Below are 17704 nucleotides of genomic sequence, written 5' to 3'. Positions count from 1 at the left end.
CTCCCTACGGGAGAGGTGAGCAGTCAGCTCAAAATATCCTTCTGCATCTTGCCGCCGTAGAAATGGAAGAACGGCACCGGCGCGTCGTGGCGGAGCGGGCCGGTGGCAAGGCGCGTGTCGAGCTCGTTGAGCACGTTGCGCGTCATCGGATGCAGATCGGCGAGCGGCTTCGAGCCGAGTTCGACCCAGACCAGCTCGACCAGCTCCGCATCCGCATGGATCACGCCCTCGACGCGATGGGTGATCGCGGAGGCATCCGCGGTGAAGAAGCGCGTGTCGAACCGCTTGACGCGACCGGGCGGGGTGATGGCGCGCGCGATCAGGAACAGGCCTGAGGGGTCGGGCAGCAGGCCCGCATCCGCAAACGGCTTCCAGGCGCTGTCGAGCTTGGGCGCTTTCCCCTCGGCCTTGCGCCCGAGGCAGAGGCCAGTCTCCTCGCAGGCCTCGCGGATCGCGGCGATCGCCAGCGATTTTGCGCGTGAGGCCGGCGTCTTCGGGCTGCCCTTGGCGAGGTTGGCTTCCAGCTCGGAGGTGATGGGGGCCGCACACGGCACGCGGTAGTCGGCCTTGTCGACGCGGCCGCCTGGGAAGACGAATTTTCCGGGCATGAACACCACCTTGTCGTGGCGCTTGCCGACCAGGACTTTCGGAACGGCGCCGCCGCGATCGACCAGGATCAGTGTCGCCGCATCCTTCGGGCGGAAATAGGGATGATGGTCGGCTTCCTTGCCCTCGTGGATCTTTGCCTTCTCGGCTGCCTGCAACGTGTCCGTCATGTCCTCACCCAAACCGCTTCTTGCTTATTGCTTACACCGGCGGAATACCATCCGGAGGGTTGTCGTCAAAGCCGTGCATGCGCAGAGCCCATTGCAATCCGACCACGGCACCCTTGACCGGCTGGAGCAGCGCGAGCGAGACGAAGAACGTGAAGGGCAGATAGGCCGCGAAGCTGAGCCAGACCGGCGTCGTGTAGTTGGTCTCGATCCAGAGGATGCCGGGCACCACGATGTGGCCGACGATGACGATGACGAGATAGGCGGGCAAATCGTCGGCGCGATGCGGCGTGAAGTCGAGGCCGCACGCCGAGCAATGATCAGCGGTCTTCAGGAAGGCGCGGAACAGTTTTCCTTCGCCGCAACGCGGGCAGCGGCCGCGAAAGCCGCGCTTCATTGCCGTCCAGACATCGCGCTTCTCGACGAGGCCGGTCTCGCGCGTCCAGATTTTCGGGGCCGTGCTCATCGTCACCATGCCTTGCCCTTCTGGCCTTTGCCCTTGTTCTTCTTGCCCTTGCCGGGCTTCTTCGGCTTCGCCGGCTTGTGCTTCTTCGCCGGACTGCGTCCGGGATGCGCCTTGAACGAGGGGCGGCGTTGCCGACCGGATGCCCTGCGGCCCTGCGGCGCGGTCTCGCCGCTTGACGACAGCAACTCGAAGCGCAGCGCGCCCGCGATAGGAGCTGCTTCTATCAGACGGACGTCGACCACGTCACCCAGCTGATGCATGGCGCCGCTGCGCGTGCCGACGAGGGCATGGCGGCTCTCGTCATAGTTGAAATATTCCGTGCCAAGGGATCGGATCGGGATCAGGCCGTCGGCGCCGGTCTCGCTCAGCTTGACGAACAGGCCGGCGCGCGTGACGCCGGAAACGCGGCCCTGGAAGCTGGAGCCGATGCGGTCGGCGAGATGGTGCGCGATCAGGCGGTCCACGGTCTCGCGCTCCGCCTTCATCGCGCGCCGCTCGGTCACCGAGATGTGGGCTGCGACCTCGCCGAGCGTTTCCGGTGTCTCGGTGTCGGGCAGCGCACCTTCGCCAAGGCCGAGCGCGCGAACCAGCGCGCGGTGCACGACGAGGTCGGCATAGCGGCGGATCGGCGAGGTGAAATGCGCATAGCGGCGCAGGTTCAGGCCGAAATGACCGTAATTCTCGGCGGAATATTCGGCCTGCGCCTGGGCGCGGAGCACGACTTCGCTCACCAGCGGGAAGTGGTCGTGGCCCTCGAGCTGGGCCAGCACGCGGTTGAACAGGGCCGGGCGCAGCGCGCCTGATTTGGCGAAGGGAACGTCGAGCGTCTCCAGAAACTCCGCGAGCGCGTGAACCTTCTCCAGCGTCGGCTCGTCATGCACGCGGTAGATCAGCGGCAGCGACTTCTTCTCCAGCATCTCGGCCGCCGCGACGTTGGCGAGGATCATGAACTCCTCGATCAGCTTGTGCGCATCGAGACGCTCCGGAACGATGACGCGATCGACCGTGCCATCGCTCTTCAAGAGGATCTTGCGCTCGGGCAGATCGAGATTGAGCGGATCGCGCTCGTCTCTTGCGCGCTTGACGCAGGCATAGGCGGTGTAGAGCGGCCTCAGGATCGGATCGAGCAGGGGGCCGGTGGTGTCGTCAGGCCGGCCGTCGATCGCGGCCTGCGCCTGTGCGTAGTTCAGCTTCGCCGCCGAGCGCATCAGGATGCGGTGGAACGTATGCGAGCGCTTGCGGCCGTCGGGGCCGATCACCATGCGCACCGCCAGCGCGCCGCGCGGCTCGCCCGGCACCAGCGAGCAGAGATTGTTGGAGATGCGCTCCGGCAGCATCGGCACGACGCGGTCGGGGAAATAGACCGAATTGCCGCGGTCGAGCGCGTCGCGGTCGAGCGCGGTGCCCGGCCGCACGTAGAAGCTCACGTCGGCAATGGCGACGTTGACGATGAAACCGCCCTTGTTGTTGGGATCGTCGTCGGCCTGCGCATGCACCGCGTCGTCATGATCTTTCGCATCGGGCGGATCGATGGTGACGAGCGGGACGTCGCGCCAGTCCTCGCGCCCCTTCAGGTTCGCCGGCTCCGCTGCTTCGGCTTCACGCTCTGCCGCGGGGCGGAATTGCAGGGGAATGTCGTGGGCGTAGATCGCGATCAGGCTGATCGCCTTCTCCGACTTGACCGAGCCGAGCTTCTCCTTCACGCGGCCTGAGGCGAGGCCGAAGGCGCGTGAGCGGACGATGTCGACGCTGACGAGGTCGCCGTCCTGGGCGCCCTGCGTGTCGGCCGCGGCAATGTTCAGCTCGCGGTCGGCAGATTTCTTGTCGACGGGGACGAGCCGTCCGCCGCCTTCGGGAAGCTCGCGGAACACGCCGAGGATGCGGCTCTTGGCCTTGTCGAAGACCTTGATGATGTGGCCGCGATAGGCCGGGCCTTCGGTCTCGTCGATGCGCTCGACGCGCAGCAGGGCGCGGTCGCCGACGCCGGCGGCGGTGCCGGGCTTCGGCCGGCGCGGCATGACGATGAGGATTTTTGGCGGTTCGCCGCTTTCGACCTCGTCCCATTCGGTGGGGGAGGCGATCAGCTCGCCATCGGAGTCGCGGCCGGTGATGTCGGCGACCAGCGTCGACGGCAGGGTGTCCGGTTCCGAGACCTTGTGGCGCTTCTTCTTGATGGTCCCGTCGTCGGCGAGCTCGCGCAGCATGCGCTTGAGCTCGACGCGATCGGCGTTCTTCAGGCCGAACTCGCGCGCAATTTCGCGGGTGCCGACGTTTCCTTGATTTGCCTTGATGAAGGCGACGATGGCTTGCCTGTCGGGAAAGCCACGGTCATTCTTGCGTTTCACTTAACCTCTAATTCTTGCCGGCACTCTTCTTGGCCGGAGTGTTTGCAGGATTCTTGGTGGCGGCGGCCTTGGTCGGCGACGTCTTTGCAGTCGACGACACGGCGGCGCGCGCCTTGCTGGTGGATTCGGATTTGGCCGCGGCTTTCTTCGCGGCCGGTTTCTTGGGTTTGGGCGCGGCGTCATCGCCGCCGGCGGCCTTCGCCGCAGCCTTCTTGGCCTTGGCCGGCTTCGCCGCCTTCTTCGCCTTGGTCTTGCCGCCACCCTTGGCCGCGCGCTCGTCGATCAGCGCGATCGCCTGCGGCAGCGTGACGGTGTCCTTTTCGAACTCGGCCGGGATCGTCGCGTTGACGCCGCCGGCGGTGACATAGGCGCCGTAACGGCCGCTCTTCACGGTGACGGTGCCGAGCGTCGGATGATCGCCGATCGCCTTGCCGGGGTCGGCGCCGAAGCGGCGGCTCGGGCCCTTGGCGACCTTTTCCGCGATCAGCGTCACGGCGCGGTTGAGGCCGATGTCGAAGACCTCATCGCCGGCCTCGAGGCTGGCATAGGTCTTCTCGTGCTTCACGAACGGCCCGAAGCGGCCGAGGCCGGCGGTGATCGGCTGACCGGTCTCCGGATGCTTGCCGATTTCGCGCGGCAGCGACAGCAGTTTCAGCGCAAGCTCGAGCTCGACGTCGCCGGGCGAGGTGCCCTTCGGGATGCCCGCGCGCTTCGGCTTCTCGCCTTCCTCATAATCCTTCTGCTCGCCGAGCTGGATGTACGGGCCGAAGCGGCCAGCCTTGACCCAGACGTCGCGACCGGTGTCGGGATCCTGGCCGAGCGAACGGTCGGCCGTCGCCTCGCTGTCGGCGGCGAGCTGGCGGGTGTAGCGGCACTCCGGATAGTTCGAGCAACCGACGAAGGCGCCGAACTTGCCGGCCTTGAGATTGAGCCGGCCGTTGCCGCAGCTCGGGCACTGCCTGATGTCGCCGCCGTCGGCGCGGGGCGGATAGATGTGCTGTCCGAGCATGTCGTCGAGCACGTCCAGCACCTGCGCCACGCGCAAATCCTTGATCTCGTCGACGGCGCCGATGAAGCCGCTCCAGAAATCCTTCAGCACCTGCTGCCAGGAGATCTCGTTGTTGGAGATGCGGTCGAGCTGCTCTTCCAGGTTGGCGGTGAAGTCGTATTCGACGTAGCGGCTGAAGAAGCTTTCGAGGAACGCGACCACGACGCGGCCCTTGTCCTCGCCGTGCAGGCGCTTCTTCTCCAGCTTGACGTAGCCGCGGTCCTTCAGGACCTGGAGGATCGAGGCATAGGTCGAGGGCCGGCCGATGCCGAGCTCCTCCATGCGCTTGACCAGCGAGGCCTCGGAGAAGCGCGGCGGCGGCTCGGTGAAATGCTGGGTGACGGCGAGCGACTGCCGCTTCAGGCCGTCGCCGGCGCTCATCGCGGGCAGGCGGCGGGAATCCTCGTCTTCCTCGTCGTCGCGGCCTTCCTGGTAGAGCGCAAGGAAGCCGTCGAACTTGACGACCTGGCCGGTGGCGCGCAGCTCCAGCGTACGGCCGCCGGCCTTCGCCGTGATGTCGACGGTGGTGCGCTCGAGTTCGGCCGCTTCCATCTGGCTCGCGATGGTGCGCTTCCAGATCAGCTCGTAGAGCCGCGCCTGATCGGAATCGAGCTTGCGGCTCATGCTGTCCGGGCGGCGGGACATGTCGGTCGGGCGGATCGCTTCGTGAGCTTCCTGGGCGTTCTTGGCCTTGGCCTGGTACTGGCGCGGGGCCTCCGGCACGTAGGCGTTGCCGTAATCCTCGCCGATCACCTTGCGCGCCTGGGTGATCGCGGACGGATCGATCTGCACGCCGTCGGTACGCATATAAGTAATGAGTCCGGTGGTCTCGCCGCCGATATCGATGCCTTCATAGAGGCGCTGGGCGATGCGCATCGTGTGCGCCGGCGCAAAGCCGTATTTGCGGCTGGCTTCCTGCTGCAGCGTGGACGTGGTGAAGGGCGCCTGCGGATTGCGCCGGGCGGGCTTCGCATCGACCGCCGTGACCGCGTAGGCGGCGGCTTCCAGCGCCTTCTTGAAGTCTTCGGCTTCCGCGCCGGTGCCGATGTCGAGGCGCTGGATCTTCTTGCCGTCGGCGCCGACGAGACGCGCCTCGAACGCATCGCCGCGCGGGGTGAGCAGGGTCGCGACCAGCGACCAGTATTCGCGGGCGACGAACTTCTCGATCTCGAGCTCGCGGTCGCAGACGAGGCGCAGCGCCACCGACTGCACGCGGCCGGCCGAGCGGGCGCCCGGCAGCTTGCGCCACAGCACGGGGGAGAGGGTGAAGCCGACCAGATAGTCCAGCGCGCGGCGCGCCATATAGGCGTCGACCAGCGCGCCGTCGATCTGGCGCGGATGCTTCATCGCGTCGGTGACGGCCTGCTTGGTGATGGCGTTGAACACCACGCGCTCGATCTTCTGATCCTTGAGAGCGCGCTTTTCCTTCAACACCTCCAGCACGTGCCAGGAGATGGCCTCGCCCTCGCGATCAGGGTCGGTGGCGAGAATCAGGCGGTCGGCGTTCTTCAGAGACTTGGCGATATCGTTGAGCCGGCCGGCCGCCTTGGGGTCGACCTCCCAGATCATCTTGAAATTGGCGTCCGGATCGACGGAACCGTTCTTCGCCGGGAGGTCGCGGACATGGCCGAACGAGGCCAGAACCTCATAGGACGAGCCCAAATACTTGTTGATCGTCTTGGCTTTCGCCGGCGACTCCACAATGACGATATTCATGTAGTTCCAGTAACTTATGGGGAAATTCTAGGCCGAATTCGACGAGATTCGGGTCGGCCGTTTCGAACCGAACATGGGTGGTGAGGCCGTCGCTGTCAAATCGAGGGGTGTAGAAAGCCGCCGCGATGGGAAAAGTTTCATATCGAGAAAGTTGCAAAATACCACCTTGGAGTTGCGGTCGATGTGGGCGTAATGTTCCCGTGGGGCATGGATTCGGGGTGGGGTCTGGTGACTAGGCCAGGAAAGAAACGGGCGCGCGCCGCATCAGGCGCGCGGGAAGGCTCGCGCCACGAGGAACCGGGGGAAGGCGGGGCCGATGAGGCGGTTGCCTTCATCGCCGAGCAGGTGGCGGTGTTGCGCAAGCTCGCCGAGCGCCACAGGCTCGACGTTCTGCATTATCTCTTAGGCATGACGCAGCTGGAGGCCGACGAGCATCTGCGGCTGCGCACCAAGCGCAAGCTGTCGTGAGGTTCTCATGTCGTCCCGGCGAAGGCCGGGACCCATACCGCGAGGTCTATCGATCTGAGCGGGGGGCCAATTCCGAACCACGAGTCTTCGCCTAACCGCTCCCTGTGGTTATGGGTCCCGGCCTTCGCCGGGACGACCATGAGGAGAGATCGTACGCGATGTCATCCTGTTGCGCGCCGCCGCAGCGCCGGTCGCGGCTTCACTGTCGTATCCGCCTGGCTGAGCAGGCGCCCGTCCTCCGCGCGCAGCTCCAGCTTGCGCACCGGGCGGCCCTTCTCGCGATCGACCAGGATGGTCGCGATCTGCTCGGGGTGGTCGTCGAATTCCTCGCTCCATTGCCGGAGCGCGACCAGGATCGGGAAGGTGCCGCGGCCCTTCGGCGTCAGCACGTATTCAGAATAGGCGCTGCCGTCGGAGGCGGGGGCGGTCTCCAGAATGTCGTGATCGACCAGCGCGCGCAGCCGTACGGCCAGAATGTTCTTCGCCATGCCGAGCTTGCTCTGAAACTCGCCGAAGCGGCGCAGGCCGAACAGCGCCTCGCGGATAATCAAGAGCGACCACCAGTCGCCGATCGCCTCCAGCGAGCGTGCGATCGGGCAGGTATCGCCCTCGAAGCTGGTTCGTTTCACCATCGTCCTGGTCCTTTCGCGTTCGCCCGATTCCGGAGGCGATCACGCGCTTGTGTGGTTGCATCATAAAACCAAATGCCCTAGATGGCAACGTAGTTTCATTATGAAACCACTGGAGGCGAACGTGAGACTGAAGAACAAGACGGCATTGATTACGGGCGGCAACGGCGGCATCGGCCTTGCGACTGCAAAGCTGTTCGTGGCCGAGGGTGCCAAGGTGGTGATCACCGGGCGCAACAAGGAGACGCTGGCGGCTGCCGCGAAGGAGCTCGGCCCGAACTCGCTTGCGGTCGTCGCCGATGCCACCGACATCGCGGCCACCGAAGCTGCAATCAGGCAGGGCGCCGAGAAGTTCGGCAAGTTCGACATCGTGTTCGCCAATGCCGGCATTCCCGGCAGCACGCCGCTCGGTGCGGCGACGCTGGAGGTCTTTGAGAAGGTGATCAGCACGAACCTCACCGGCGTGTTCTTCACGGTTCAGTCGGCGCTGCCTCATCTGAACGACAACGCCTCGATCATCCTCAACGGCTCGGTGATCTCGGTGCTCGGCATTCCCGGCTATTCGGCTTACGGCGCGGCGAAGGCCGGCGTGCGGGCGATGGCGCGGATCATGGCCTCGGAGCTGTCGCCGCGCGGCATCCGCGTCAACGTCGTCGCGCCGGGCGCGATCCGCACGCCGATCTGGGGCGCTGCGATCGCAACGCCTGAAGCCGAGAAGGCGTTCGAGAAGCGGATCGCGCTGTCGACGCCGCTCGGCCGCATTGGTGAACCCGATCACATCTCGAAGACGGTGCTGTTCCTCGCCTCCGATGATTCCGCGCATATTCAAGGCCAGGAGATCTTCGTCGATGGCGGCGCAGTCGCCGCTCCGAGCGGTGCGCCGATCTATCGCGGCTGATCAAATCAAGTGCAAATTGAATCGGTCGGCGCGACGAGGTCGGTTGCGCCGACCGGTTCCCTCGTCCTGCGGGATGTATTTTCTGAACCTTGCGTGATGAGGTTGAACCTTGCCGCAAGCTGCCAAGACCCTTTTACGGGCAGGGGGTCATAAGACTCATTTTCAGGGAGCCCGTCATGCCAAAGGCAGCTCGTATTTTTTCGTCGATTTCAACACCGCGCATTTTCACCGAACGCTCCGCCATTCCCGCCAGACGCTCCGACAAATCGGAGCTCATCGGGGTGGCTGTTTTCTCCGGCATTGGCCTGTTCGTTTCGCTCGTGGCCGTCATCCTGGGCATGCAGGGCGCCTGGTTTTAGCCGGTGCGATCTGTCAGCCGCCGCCGGAATCCGGCAGCGGCTGTTGCGGTCGGCGTGAGCCTCACGCCGCCTGAAGGCTGGTGGCCGCCTGAAGTGCGCCGGCCAGCGCTTTCTCACGATGATCCGGCCCGACCTGGATGCCGTCAGCGGAGATGAACTCGGGATCGGTGATGCCGATGAAGCCGAACACCCAGCGCAGATAGGTTTCGAGATGCTCGCCAGCGGCAGTCGGCGTGTCCGCGCCGTAATAGCCGCCGCGTGAGATCGCCACGATCACGCGCTTTGCGCCGGCAAGGCCCTGAGGTCCATTGGCGCCGTATTGGAATGTCTTCCCCGCCACCAGGATGCGGTCGATCCAGGCCTTGAGCTGGCTCGGGATGGTGAAATTGTACATCGGCGCGCCGATCACGACCACGTCGGCAGCGAGGAACTCGTTCAGCACGGCCGCGCTCGCGGCAAGGTCGGGTCCAAGTTCCGCCGGCGCAGGCGCGCCTTGCGCGGCCGCCAGATGCGAGCCGGAGAGGTGGGCGAGCGGGGTCTGGGTCAGGTCGCGATAGACGACGTCGATCGAGGGCGTCGCCTGCCGGAGACGGTCGACGATGGCGGCGGAAACCTGCCGGCTGACGGAGTGGGGGCCGAGCACGCTGGAGTCGATATGGAGGAGTTTCATTGAGGTCACCCATGGTATAGATTTGTAACCCGCACTACATGAGTGACCATCGAAATCCCCGCAAGAACGCACTTTTTTGAGCCATGGACACATCTTTGAAACCTGCGCACATCGATCTGCCTGCTTCGCCAAGGCCGGATCAAAGGCCCGATCCCAACCATGCGGACTGCCGCGGGGTCGCCTCCGTGCTGTCCCGCGTCGGCGACAAATGGAGCGTGTTCGTCATCATGATGCTCGGCGACGGACCGAAGCGCTTCAACGAGCTGAAGCGCATGATCAACGGCATCTCGCAGCGGATGCTGACCTTGACGTTGCGCGGGCTGGAGCGCGACGGCCTCGTCACGCGCACGATCTTCCCGACCATTCCGCCGCGCGTGGACTATGAGCTGACCGATCTCGGCCGCGGCCTGTCGCGGCCCGTGGAGGCGCTCGGCAAGTGGGCGATGGAGCATCTGGCGCAGATCGAGGCCGCACGTACGCGGTTCGACAAGCGCGGCGAGAACTAAAGCAGCGACACCAATCCGCCGCCGTGGCGTTCGAGCCGGCCGGCGAGCTCGAGCTCCAGCAGCACGGTGCGCACGATTGCCGGCGAGGCGCCGGACATCCGCACGAGATCGTCGAGGCCGATCGGCACGGGGCCGAGCAGGCTGACGATCTGGTCGCGGTCGTGCGTCTGCGGATCGCTCTCGAACGGCTCGCTGTCGGGCTCGCGCGCCGGAATCATCGGCGGCCGCTCCATGATCGGTGCGACAGCATTGATGACGTCGGCAGCTTCGGTGACGAGCGTTGCGCCCTGCTTGATCAGATCGTTGGTGCCGGCGGCGCGCGGATCGAGCGGCGAGCCCGGCACCGCGAACACCTCGCGGCCCTGTTCGGCCGCCATGCGCGCGGTGATCAGCGAGCCCGAGCGGTGGGCGGCCTCCACCACGACCACGCCGAGCGAGGCGCCCGAGATCAGCCGGTTGCGGCGGGGGAAGTCGCGGGCGCGCGGCTCGTGGCCGAGCGGCATCTCGGAGATCGCCGCGCCCGCGTGATCGAGGATCGATCCGAGCAGGTCGCCGTGCTCGGGCGGATAGATGCAGTCATGGCCGCCGGCGAGCACGGCGATCGTGCCGCGCTCGACGCTGGCGCGATGCGCGGCCTGGTCGACGCCGCGGGCGAGCCCCGAGATGATGATGAAGCCGGCTTCGCCAAGCTCACGCGCGAGCTGACCAGCAAATTTCAGCCCAGCGCCGGAGGCATTGCGCGAGCCGACGATCGCGATCATCGGCCGCATCAAGGTTGTCGTGTCGCCGCGTACCGCGAGCAGCGGCGGGGCGTCGTCGAGCGTCGAAAGCCGCGCCGGATAGCCGTCCTCGCCGGGCGCGAGCCAGGCGATGCCGAATTTGCGGCTGGCGGCGAGCTCGGCCTTCGCCTCGTCCGCGCTACAGATGCGCCCCGACCGCGCCGCGCCGCCGCGGCGCGCCAGATCCGGCAGCCGCTCCAGGGCCGCACGCGCGCTGCCGAAATGATCGACCAACGAACGGAAGGTGCGCGGCCCGACATTGTCCGAGCGGATCAGCCGCAGGCGGTCGACCCGCTCGGCTTCGGTCAGCTCCACGCTGGGGTTGATGGCGTCCACGGCGTCTCCCTTGCAGGGACAGCATGGAACAACCTGAGGGCGTGGGCAACAGGGGCGTGCGCTTGCGCGACCTCGGCGCAATGCTAAAAGCGATCCCAATAAGAAGGGTTTTGCCATGATCTCACTCGCCGACCTCCAGCGCCGCATCGAAACGGGCGAGCTGTCGCCTGACACCGCCATTGCCCAGTCGCACGCGGCGATCGAGGCGCGGGAGAAGGAGGTCCATGCCTTCGTCCGCCACGACAAATCCGCGAAGGCGCAAGCCTCCGGCCCGCTGCGCGGCATCGCCGTCGGCATCAAGGACATCATCGACACGGCCAATATGCCGACCGAGATGGGCTCGCAGATCTATCGCGGCTGGCAGCCGCGTTCGGACGCGCCGGTTGTGATGATGCTGAAGCGGGCGGGGGCTACCATCATCGGCAAGACCACGACCACGGCGTTCGCCTCGCGCGATCCCACGGCGACGCTCAATCCGCACAATACCGGCCATACGCCGGGCGGCTCGTCCTCGGGCTCGGCGGCGGCGGTCGGTGCCGGCATGATCCCGCTGGCGCTTGGCACCCAGACCGGCGGCTCGGTGATCCGGCCCGCCGCTTATTGCGGGACGGCCGCGATCAAGCCGTCGTTCCGTATGCTGCCGACCGTCGGCGTGAAGTGCTATTCGTGGTCGCTCGACACGGTCGGCCTGTTCGGCGCGCGCGCGGAAGATCTCGCGCGCGGACTGCTCGCGATGACCGGCCGCAGCGAATTCTCCGGCATCGTCCCGGCCAAGGCGCCGCGCATCGGCGTGGTCAGGCAGGAGTTCGCCGGCGCTGTCGAGCCGGCGGCCGAGCAGGGCCTGCAAGCGGCGATCAAGGCGGCCGAGCGGGCCGGGGCCAGTGTTCAGGCCATCGATCTGCCCGAGGCGGTGCATGAGGCCTGGCGCATCCATCCCATCATCCAGGATTTCGAGGCGCACCGCGCGCTCGCCTGGGAGTTTTCCGAGCATCACGACGAGATCGCGCCGATGCTGCGCGCCAGCCTCGATGCGACAGTCGGGCTCACGCCGAAAGAATATGATGAGGCGCGCCGGATCGGCCGCCGTGGCCGCCGCGAGCTTGGCGAAGTGTTCGAGGGCGTCGACGTGCTCTTGACCTATTCGGCGCCGGGCACCGCGCCGGCCAAGGCGCTCGCGAGCACCGGCGACCCCCGCTACAACCGGCTCTGGACGCTGATGGGCAATCCTTGCGTCAACGTGCCGGTGCTGAAGGTCGGTGGCCTGCCGATCGGCGTGCAGGTGATCGCGCGTTTCGGCAACGACGCGCATGCGCTTGCGACGGCGTGGTTCCTGGAGGATGCGCTGGCGAAATCAGGCTAGCGCGGGTTCTGCGGAAGCGGTGCGCTGGTCGGATGCAGGCGGAGCTGCACTGATCGTTGCTCCTTGCCCGAGCCAGCGCTCGGCCGCCTCGCGGCCGCTCCGGTGCAACAGGCGGATGAAGCCGCGGCCGAGATCGGCCGAGCTACGCTGCGCCAGGCCTTCAACGGAGTCTTCCGCCGCGATCCTGGACAGCCGCAGCGAGGATGCGGCGTGCGATTGCGCCCATGCGATCGCCGCAACCTCGGCATTGAGCGCGGCGTTTGCGGTGATCTGGTCGAGCCGGCGGTCGATGGCGGCGAGCGTGATCGGCACGTAGCTGTCGCGGGACGGGGTGAGCTGGACCAGCAGCACGTCGGTCGCCGCCGTCTCCTGCGCCAGCTTCAGCAATGGCGGATTGCCGCCGAAGCCGCCGTCCCAATAGGCTTCGCCCTCGATCTCGACGGCGCAGTGGACCAAAGGCGGGCAGGTCGAGGCCAGCGCGACGTCGGTCGTGATGGCGTCGTTGCGAAAGATCTGCTGCTGCCCGTCGCGGATCCGCGTCGCCGCGATCAGGAGCTTTGGCGACTTCGCCGCGCGCAGCGCCGCGAAATTGATGTCGCGCGACAGCGCCTGCCGCAGCGGATCGAGATCGAACGGATCGAACTGGCCGGAGCGCAGCGTCGGCCCGAACGCGACCGAGCTTCCCACGGGCGAAAAGCCGCCGACCAGCATCAGCGAGCGGAACGAGGCCTCGTGCATCAGGCGGACCCAGAACCGGTTCAGCCGCGCGCGCGCCGCTTCGCGGCCGCCCTCGGCGAGGCCGCAAGCGAGCAGCAGCGCATTGACGGCGCCGGCGCTGGCGCCGCTGATGGTGTCGATCTCGATATCGGGCTCTTCCAGGAGCCGCTCCAGCACGCCCCAGGTGAAGGCGGCAAAGGTGCCGCCGCCCTGAAGCGCCAGCGAGAGTCTTCGCGGTGGCCATTGATCGGGGCGGACCTGATCGCGCACGACAGGTGCAGCCGCGGTCACGGCCTCGATGGGCGCGGCAATTTGTGCCACGGGGGCGGGCGCAGGTGGCGGTGCAACGGGAGCCGGCTCGGGGACAGGAGGCGGCGAGGGCGCATCGGACCAGATGTCCGTCATGGACAGCAGTCGGCTCGCCGCAGTGCGCGCAGCATCTTGCGGACCACCGTCGATATGCGCGCCGACAATCTTCTCGCTCATTCTGAGCAACCGCGTAACGCCTTTTGCGCTGTCAGGATGACAGGCATGGAACTCGTTCGCCACTCTGGCCACGATTGGCTTTCGAGTTGCGAACAGGATTTGGCGTATAATGCGGAAGGAGCGCGGCGGTATCCGTACTTTTTCCCGGCGTTGGATTTTGTTTTGACGCGCTTTCTTGACGCGAACCGGTATCCACTTCGCTCGAAAACGCTCTAGGCCTTCTCGCCGATCCGGCTTTCCTTGCCCGATTGCAGCCGCTTGATGTTCTCGCGATGCGCGTAGAACAGCAACAGCGTCAGCACGGCGAACAGCGCAGACAAAGCGAGGTGGCCGAACCACCACAGGAAGATTGGCGTGATGAACGACGCCACCAGCGCCGAGAGCGAGGAATAGCGGGTGGTGAAGGCGGTAGCCAACCAGAGCAGGCAGAACACCACCGCGGCCGGCCAGAACAGACCGAGCAGGATGCCGATATAGACCGCGACACCCTTGCCGCCCTTGAATTTGAGCCAGACCGGGAAGAGATGGCCGAGGAAGGCGCCGAGGCCCGCCACCATCGCGGCATTGGGGCCGGCGATGTAGCCGGCGATCACGACCGCCACGGTGCCCTTCAGCGCATCGAGCAAGAGGGTGCCCGCAGCAAGGCTCTTGCGTCCGGTGCGCAGCACGTTGGTGGCGCCGATGCTGCCGGAGCCGATCGAGCGGATATCTTGCGTGCCGGCGAGCCTGGTCAGGACCAGCCCGAACGGAATCGAGCCGAGGAGGTAGCCGATGACGAGCGCCACCGGCAAAAATGCTTCAAGACCCATGGCTGCAAATCCCTTGGCCGCATCGCCATGTTGAACTGCGACGCCACGCATGATCCTGTCCCGATCCGCTGTCGCCGTGCAGGGCGACACCCAAAACCGTCACCCTAGACATGCTCGAAGACCGTCCGTCCGCCGACAATGGTGCGCACCACGCGGCCTGTAAAGCGGGCTTCGTCGAACGGGGTGTTCTTGCAGGGCGATTTGAGCTCGGCGGGATCGACCACCCAGGGGACGTCGGGGTCGATCACGATCACATCCGCCGGGCTACCGGCGCGCAGGGTTCCACCGGGCAGGCCCAGAATCTCGGCCGGCCGGGTCGACATCGCCTGGATCAGCGTCTTCAGGTCCAGCTCGCCATTGTGCATCAGCCGCAGGCCGGCGGGCAGCATGGTCTCGAGCCCCACGGCGCCGGGAGCTGCTTCCGCGAACGGCAGGCGCTTGACCTCGACGTCCTGCGGATTGTGGTCGGACATGATGACGTCGATGAGGCCGGAGGCGACGGCTGCGACCAGCGCGCGGCGGTCGTCCTCGGTGCGCAGCGGCGGCGACAGCTTCAGGAACGACCGGTAGGGCCCGATATCGTTCTCGTTCAGCGCAAGATGGTTGATCGAGACCGAGGCGCTGACGGCGAGCCCGGCGTCGCGGGCGCGCTTGAGGATGTCGAGCGAGTCGATGCAGGACAGCGAGGCGGCGTGATAGCGGCCGCCGGTCAGCGCGACGAGGCGCATGTCGCGTTCCAGCATCACGGCTTCCGCTGCGTTCGGAATGCCCATCAGGCCGAGCCGCGAGGCGAACTCGCCCTCGTTCATCACGCCTTCGCCGACGAGATCGGGATCTTCGGTGTGATGCACGATCAGCGCGTCGAAATCGCGCGCGTAGGTCAGGGCCCGGCGCATCACCTGGGCGTTGGTCACGCTTCGGTCGCCGTCGCTGAAAGCGATGGCGCCGGCGGCCTTCAATAGGCCGAACTCGGTCATCTCCTCGCCGCGCATCCCCTTGGTCAGCGCCGCCATCGGCTGGATGTTGACGATCGCGGTGTCGCGGGCGCGGCGCATCACGAAGTCCACCGTCGCCGAATTGTCGATGACGGGCTCCGTATCGGGCTGGCAGATGATGGTGGTGATGCCGCCGGTCGCGGCCGCCTGGCTCGCGGACGCGAAGGTCTCGCGATGGCTGAAGCCGGGTTCGCCGACGAAAGCTTTCATGTCGATCAGGCCCGGGGCCACGATCTTGCCGGCGCAGTTGACGACGTCGGTGCCCTCGGGGACGCCGGCGGCGCCGATGCCGCGGCGGGTCTCGCGGATGATGCCGTCGGCAATCAGGACATCGCCGGGGCCGTCGAAATCCCTTGAGGGATCGACGACGCGGGCGTTGGCGAGCAGGATGGGACGGCGGTCAGTCAGCATGAGCATCACGCGTTCGGCAAGTTGCGGGCGAGCGCTTCGAGCACGGCCATGCGCACCGCCACGCCCATCTCGACCTGTTCGCGGATCAGCGATTGCGCGCCGTCGGCGACCGCTGTGTCGATCTCGACGCCGCGGTTCATCGGGCCGGGATGCATGACGAGAGCGTCTGGCTTGGCATAGCCAAGCTTTTTCTGGTCCAGCCCGAAATAGTTGAAATATTCGGAGGTCGACGGCACGAAGGAGCCGTTCATGCGCTCGCGCTGGAGCCGCAGCATCATGACGATGTCGGCGCCGTTGAGCCCCTCGCGCATGTCGCGCGCAACCTCGACGCCCATCCGCTCGATGCCGGGCGGCAGCAGCGTGGAGGGGCCGACGACGCGGACGCGGGCACCCATGGTGTTGAGCAGGATGATGTTGGAACGGGCCACACGCGAATGCAGCACGTCGCCGCAGATCGCGACGACGAGGCCCTCGATCCGGCTCTTGTTGCGGCGGATGGTCAGGGCGTCGAGCAGCGCCTGCGTCGGATGCTCGTGCGCGCCGTCGCCGGCATTGATCACGGAACCGTCAACCTTGCGGGCCAGCAGTTCCACCGCGCCGGACGCGTGATGCCGGACCACCAGGATGTCCGGGTGCATGGCGTTGAGCGTCATCGCGGTGTCGACCAGCGTCTCGCCCTTCTTGATGGACGAGGAAGACACCGACATGTTCATGACGTCGGCGCCAAGCCGTTTGCCGGCGAGCTCGAACGAGGATTGGGTCCGGGTGGAAGCCTCGAAGAAGAGGTTCACCTGCGTCCGTCCACGCAGGACGGTGCGCTTCTTGTCAACCTGGCGGTTGAGCTCGACATATTCTTCGGACAGGTCGAGGAGGCCGGTGATGTCGGCCGCGGAAAGGCCCTCGATGCCCAGCAAATGCCGGTGGCCGAGGACGAAGGTCGATTTCGATGTCATTAAAACGAGAGCTATAGGCGGGGATGGCTGGGGGGGCAAGGGCCAATGCCGGGGCGGGGAGTTATCCCCTGAGGAGTCTGGTACACCGTCATTCCGGGATGGCGCGCAAGCGCCAGACCCGGAATCTCGAGATTCCGGGTTCGATGCTCCAGGCCGCGCTTCGCGGTCCTGTCGCATCGCCCCGGAATGACAGGGAAGTTTGGATGCGCTCAGCCAAATCAATTTTGATCGCACTTTTAGCGATCGCTTCAATCTCGTCCGCCCACGCCCAATCGCTCCCCGGCGGCTTCGTCTATTTGCGCGACATCGATCCCGGCATCATCCAGGACATCCGCTACGCCACATCGAACAATTTCGTCGGCCGTCCGCTCGCCGGCTACGGCGCCGGCGAGTGCGTGGTGAAGCGGGAGGTGGGGCTGCGGTTGAAGGCGGTCCAGCAGGACCTCGCCGCACAGAACCTGTCGCTCAAGATGTTCGACTGCTACCGGCCGGCGCGGGCCTCGCTCGACATGGTCGCGTGGTCGCAGAACGGCCGCGAGACCGCCGCCGAGCGCCGCTACAATCCCAGGATTGCCAAGACCGAGCTGTTTCGCCTCGGCTACATCGCGAGCCGCTCGCAGCATTCGACGGGGGCGGCGCTCGATCTCACCTTGGTCGATCTCAAGGCCGACAATTCCGGCAAATACGACCCGTCGAAAACCTATGCCGACTGCACGGCGTCGGTCGAGGCGCGGCCGCCGGAGGGCAGCGTGGACATGGGCACCGGCTACGACTGCACGGATACGAAGGGCCATACCGCAGCACCGTCGATTACGCCGGACCAGCGCGCCTGGCGCAAGCGGCTGGTGGCTGCGATGGCCAAGCAAGGCTTTGTGAACTATTCGAAGGAGTGGTGGCATTTTTCGCTGCCGGGGGCAGGCGGGGCGGCCTATGATTTCCCGATCCAGCCGCGGCGGAACTGATTCCGCGCCGGGGAAACA

General features: G+C 66.2%; 17 protein-coding genes. 6 read left to right on the top strand and 11 right to left on the bottom strand.

Annotated elements, in window-relative coordinates; all coding sequences use genetic code 11:
* Positions 1-23 precede the first annotated feature (23 nt).
* Genes WN73_RS21955 through topA form a run of 4 tightly spaced genes read right to left on the bottom strand, consistent with a single transcriptional unit; the run spans position 24 to position 6348 of the window.
* The gene (locus WN73_RS21955) at positions 24-776 is read right to left on the bottom strand and encodes an NUDIX hydrolase (protein WP_028171572.1); all 753 of its coding nucleotides are present in this window, start codon (positions 774-776) and stop codon (positions 24-26) included.
* A gap of 31 nt (positions 777-807) precedes the next feature.
* Entirely contained in the window at positions 808-1248 is a 441-nt protein-coding gene (locus tag WN73_RS21950) for a DUF983 domain-containing protein (RefSeq protein ID WP_271554742.1), read from the bottom strand.
* Positions 1242-3584: a ribonuclease R gene (rnr, locus tag WN73_RS21945; protein ID WP_271554741.1), complete on the bottom strand. Its 2343-nt coding sequence runs from the start codon at positions 3582-3584 to the stop codon at positions 1242-1244. Before rnr ends, WN73_RS21950 begins: the two co-directional genes overlap by 7 nt.
* 7 nt (positions 3585-3591) lie before the next feature.
* Positions 3592-6348 (bottom strand): type I DNA topoisomerase, encoded by a 2757-nt coding sequence (gene topA / locus WN73_RS21940; RefSeq protein WP_028171575.1) that lies wholly within the window; start codon positions 6346-6348, stop codon positions 3592-3594.
* 228 nt (positions 6349-6576) lie between these two features.
* Between topA and WN73_RS21935 the strand changes: the two genes are divergently transcribed.
* The gene (locus WN73_RS21935) at positions 6577-6816 is read left to right on the top strand and encodes a hypothetical protein (RefSeq protein WP_028171576.1); all 240 of its coding nucleotides are present in this window, start codon (positions 6577-6579) and stop codon (positions 6814-6816) included.
* A 161-nt stretch (positions 6817-6977) separates the two neighbouring features.
* Here WN73_RS21935 and WN73_RS21930 read toward each other — a convergent pair whose 3' ends face one another.
* Positions 6978-7448, bottom strand: coding sequence for a winged helix-turn-helix transcriptional regulator (locus tag WN73_RS21930; protein WP_271554739.1), 471 nt, complete (start codon positions 7446-7448; stop codon positions 6978-6980).
* A 121-nt stretch (positions 7449-7569) separates the two neighbouring features.
* Here WN73_RS21930 and WN73_RS21925 point away from each other — a divergent pair, with 121 nt between their 5' ends.
* Entirely contained in the window at positions 7570-8343 is a 774-nt protein-coding gene (locus WN73_RS21925) for an SDR family oxidoreductase (protein WP_271554738.1), read from the top strand.
* Between the two features lie 176 nt (positions 8344-8519).
* A complete protein-coding gene (locus WN73_RS21920) occupies positions 8520-8702 on the top strand; it encodes a hypothetical protein (RefSeq protein WP_011087867.1) in 183 nt (60 codons plus the stop codon).
* 61 nt (positions 8703-8763) lie between these two features.
* Here WN73_RS21920 and WN73_RS21915 read toward each other — a convergent pair whose 3' ends face one another.
* Positions 8764-9372 carry an FMN-dependent NADH-azoreductase gene (locus tag WN73_RS21915; RefSeq protein WP_271554737.1) on the bottom strand — a complete coding sequence of 203 codons (609 nt, stop codon included), beginning with the start codon at positions 9370-9372 and terminating at the stop codon, positions 8764-8766.
* An 83-nt stretch (positions 9373-9455) separates the two neighbouring features.
* Between WN73_RS21915 and WN73_RS21910 the strand changes: the two genes are divergently transcribed.
* Positions 9456-9878, top strand: coding sequence for a winged helix-turn-helix transcriptional regulator (locus WN73_RS21910; protein WP_011087865.1), 423 nt, complete (start codon positions 9456-9458; stop codon positions 9876-9878).
* On the opposite strand, the gene dprA is transcribed toward WN73_RS21910, so the two are convergent.
* Complete coding sequence (dprA, locus tag WN73_RS21905) at positions 9875-10993, bottom strand: DNA-processing protein DprA (RefSeq protein ID WP_271554735.1); 1119 nt, start codon at positions 10991-10993, stop codon at positions 9875-9877. The genes WN73_RS21910 and dprA overlap by 4 nt on opposite strands.
* A gap of 115 nt (positions 10994-11108) precedes the next feature.
* Between dprA and WN73_RS21900 the strand changes: the two genes are divergently transcribed.
* Positions 11109-12353: an amidase gene (locus WN73_RS21900; protein WP_271554733.1), complete on the top strand. Its 1245-nt coding sequence runs from the start codon at positions 11109-11111 to the stop codon at positions 12351-12353.
* Here the strand turns inward: WN73_RS21900 and WN73_RS21895 are convergent.
* The 4 genes from WN73_RS21895 to WN73_RS21880 form a co-directional block, all read right to left on the bottom strand.
* The gene (locus WN73_RS21895; protein WP_271554731.1) at positions 12345-13556 is read right to left on the bottom strand and encodes a patatin-like phospholipase family protein; all 1212 of its coding nucleotides are present in this window, start codon (positions 13554-13556) and stop codon (positions 12345-12347) included. The two genes, WN73_RS21900 and WN73_RS21895, sit on opposite strands and share 9 nt — an antisense overlap.
* 212 nt (positions 13557-13768) lie before the next feature.
* On the bottom strand, positions 13769-14365 hold the full coding sequence (plsY, locus tag WN73_RS21890; protein ID WP_271554771.1) for a glycerol-3-phosphate 1-O-acyltransferase PlsY: 597 nt from the start codon (positions 14363-14365) through the stop codon (positions 13769-13771).
* 104 nt (positions 14366-14469) lie between these two features.
* A complete protein-coding gene (locus WN73_RS21885) occupies positions 14470-15771 on the bottom strand; it encodes a dihydroorotase (RefSeq protein ID WP_028171586.1) in 1302 nt (433 codons plus the stop codon).
* 5 nt (positions 15772-15776) lie between these two features.
* The gene (locus WN73_RS21880; RefSeq protein WP_271554730.1) at positions 15777-16724 is read right to left on the bottom strand and encodes an aspartate carbamoyltransferase catalytic subunit; all 948 of its coding nucleotides are present in this window, start codon (positions 16722-16724) and stop codon (positions 15777-15779) included.
* Positions 16725-16927: 203 nt separating this feature from the next.
* Between WN73_RS21880 and WN73_RS21875 the strand changes: the two genes are divergently transcribed.
* On the top strand, positions 16928-17686 hold the full coding sequence (locus WN73_RS21875; protein ID WP_039185230.1) for a M15 family metallopeptidase: 759 nt from the start codon (positions 16928-16930) through the stop codon (positions 17684-17686).
* Positions 17687-17704 lie beyond the last annotated feature (18 nt).

Source organism: Bradyrhizobium sp. CCBAU 45394 (assembly GCF_028128655.1).
Classification (GTDB): Bacteria; Pseudomonadota; Alphaproteobacteria; order Rhizobiales; family Xanthobacteraceae; genus Bradyrhizobium; species Bradyrhizobium diazoefficiens.
Note: the sequence above shows the minus strand (reverse complement) of the source record. Positions and strands in the feature narration are given on the sequence as shown.